Genomic DNA, 2,352 nt, shown 5'->3' with positions numbered 1-2,352 from the left:
GCCCGGTGATGTGCCAGCCGTCACCGCGCAGTTCGGCACGCGTGCGCAGCGAGGCGAGGTCGGAACCGGAGTCCGGCTCGGAGAAGCCCTGACACCACATCTCGTCACCGGCGAGGATGCCGGGCAGGTAGCGGCGCTTCAGCTCGTCGGAGCCCAGGGCCATCAGCGTGGGGCCGAGCAGGATGATGCCGGGGGTGTTCACCGGTTCCGGGGCGCGGGCCAGCGCCAGCTCCTCGTAGTACATGAACTGGGTCAGCGCGCCGGCGTCGCGGCCGCCGTATTCGGACGGCCAGTGCACCCCCACCCACCGGTCGGCGGCCATCGCGCGATGCCAGGCGCGGCGGAACTCGAAGCGCTCGTCCTGGTCGAGCGGCTCCGCCACGCCCGGAGCGTTGTCCGCCAGCCAGGACGAAAGCTCCGCGCGGAACCGATGGGCGTAGGGCGCCTCGGGAAGGTCGGGCCCGAGCAGGCTTCGGTCGAGCATCGTCTGCGTACCGTTGTAGATCACAGGATCGCCACCGCATTCGAAGGAGAGCTGACGCCACCGGGGATCGGCAGCGGGACGGCCACGAAGAGGAACTCCCACCGGGACAGCTCCGCGCATCGACGGGCGAGCCGGTCCAGGTCGAGGAGTTCGGCGACCGCCATCCCGAGGGTCGGTTGGAGACGCCAGTGCAGGTAGCCCACGGTCGGGTCGCCGGGGGCGGGCTCGATCGCCGGGTTGTCCGCCCCGATCGCGGCGACGTGGTTGTCCCAGAAGAAGCGCGCGGTTTCGCTGTCGGCCCGAAGCCCGGAGAACCGCTTGGAGAGCAACGGGTCGGCTTGGCCGTCGGCATCGAGTTCGCGGTAGGCGGACACCCATCCGGTCCGGACGCACAGGATGTCCCCATGCCGCAGTTGCACGCCTTGCGCGCGTCGGGTCGCCTCCAGGTCCGCGGCGGGGATCTCGTCGCCCGCGAACGGGTCGAGCGCCCGGCCCTGCGCGGCCAGGAAGGCCGCGACGTCGAGGAGGACACCGCGACCGACGATGCCGCTGCGCGCCCAGTGCTCGACGCTCAGGGTTTCCGTGTCGTCGTCGGCGATGTCCGTGACGCCGCCGAAGAAGCCGTGCTCGCGGGCCCGAATGTGCCGCAGACCGTCCCACTGGGACGACGACTGGGGGTTGTACTCGTCGAGTTGGTCCTCGTTCGCGTTCCGACCGACAGGAATCACCTTGTGCCGGAAAGGATTGCGCCCGAACAGGGGCGGATCGATCAGACCGAGCGAGAGGTTCAGCGACACGACCTCGCCCTCGGTGACCGTGCCCGCCGCCGCTCGCACCTGGTCGGACCCGATGAGGGAAACCGATCCGGTGTTCCGGTCAAGGACGTCCCAGGCGTGCGGGATGCCCAGACCGGGCACGAGGGGAAGCTCGTCGTAGAGCGGGATCACACCGCACCCTCTCTCTACCAATCGTTTGGTAGTAATAGTATCCGAGGAGAGGCGCGGCGCTGTCAAGACCTCAACCAAACGATCGTTTGACAAGGAGTTGAGATGAAGGACCTGCTCGCTGCGATGGCGGTGGACGAGCACGACGACGACACGTTCAGCGCCCGATGTGCGACCGGGGCGCCCGGCCGGGTGTTCGGCGGCCAGGTCGCCGCGCAGGCCCTGTTCGCGGCCGCGAAACGCGCACCCCACGGGAGTGCGCCGCACTCGGCGCACCTCTACTTTCTTCGCCCGGGAAATCCGGCCACGCGCATCACGTACTCGGTGACCGCTTTGAAGATTGGGCGCGCCTACAGCACCTTCCAGGTGCACGCGCGCCAGGGCGGGCGCGAGATCCTGACCGCCTTGTGCTCGTTCTGCGTGCCCGAGGCCGGACCCGCCTACCAGGAGACGGCGCCTCGGGTGCCCGAACCGGAGCAGTGCCCGACCCGAGCGCTTGTGCCGCCTGCCGCGAACGGAGCCCTCCGCGCGGCGTGGGAGTTCCGCGACGTGCCGCTCGAAGGCGACCGGATTCCGCCCCGACAGCGGACCTGGCTTCGGGCGCGTGCGGCACTCACCGACGATCCCGTCGTGCAGGCGTGCGCGTTGACCTATGTCACCGACCTGACGTTGCCGGTGACCGCGCACCTGCCGCTGCACGACTTCGACCATTACGTGGCAGGCGCGTCGCTCGATCACAGCATCTGGTTCCATCGACCGTTCCGCGTCGAAGACTGGCTGCTGTTCGACCAGCACACGCCGACGTTCGCCGCCGCGCGGGGGCTGTCGCTCGGAAGGCTCTTCGACCGCGCGGGCGCACTTGTCGCGTCGGTCGCGCAAGAGTCCGTCATCCGGGTCTGACTGTTGCGCGGCATAGCCCTCCCG

At 69.5% G+C, this 2,352-nt stretch carries 3 protein-coding genes; 1 reads left to right on the top strand and 2 read right to left on the bottom strand.

The genetic code is table 11. The features are described from left to right. Together ACRDSQ_RS11960 and ACRDSQ_RS11955 are read right to left on the bottom strand one after the other, a co-directional pair. Window positions 1-508, bottom strand: a 508-nt coding sequence (locus ACRDSQ_RS11960; protein WP_431420967.1) for an acyl-CoA dehydrogenase family protein, incomplete at its 3' end; no start/stop codon positions are given. Next, the gene (locus tag ACRDSQ_RS11955; RefSeq protein WP_431420966.1) at window positions 505-1,431 is read right to left on the bottom strand and encodes a cyclase family protein; all 927 of its coding nucleotides are present in this window, start codon (window positions 1,429-1,431) and stop codon (window positions 505-507) included. The genes ACRDSQ_RS11960 and ACRDSQ_RS11955, both read right to left, overlap by 4 nt. Window positions 1,432-1,533: 102 nt before the next feature. On the opposite strand from ACRDSQ_RS11955, the gene ACRDSQ_RS11950 reads away from it, so the two are divergent. Continuing rightward, a complete protein-coding gene (locus ACRDSQ_RS11950) occupies window positions 1,534-2,328 on the top strand; it encodes an acyl-CoA thioesterase (protein WP_431420965.1) in 795 nt (264 codons plus the stop codon). Window positions 2,329-2,352 lie beyond the last annotated feature (24 nt).

Source organism: Actinokineospora sp. (assembly GCF_050699995.1).
Lineage (GTDB): Bacteria > Actinomycetota > Actinomycetes > Mycobacteriales > Pseudonocardiaceae > Actinokineospora.
This window is presented reverse-complemented; position numbering and strand designations above follow the sequence as displayed.

Bases quoted from the DNA above. Each gene is read 5' to 3' on its own strand.
- ACRDSQ_RS11950 (WP_431420965.1), top strand. From the start codon at position 1,534: ATGAAGGACCTGCTCGCTGCGATGGCGGTGGACGAGCACGACGACGAC.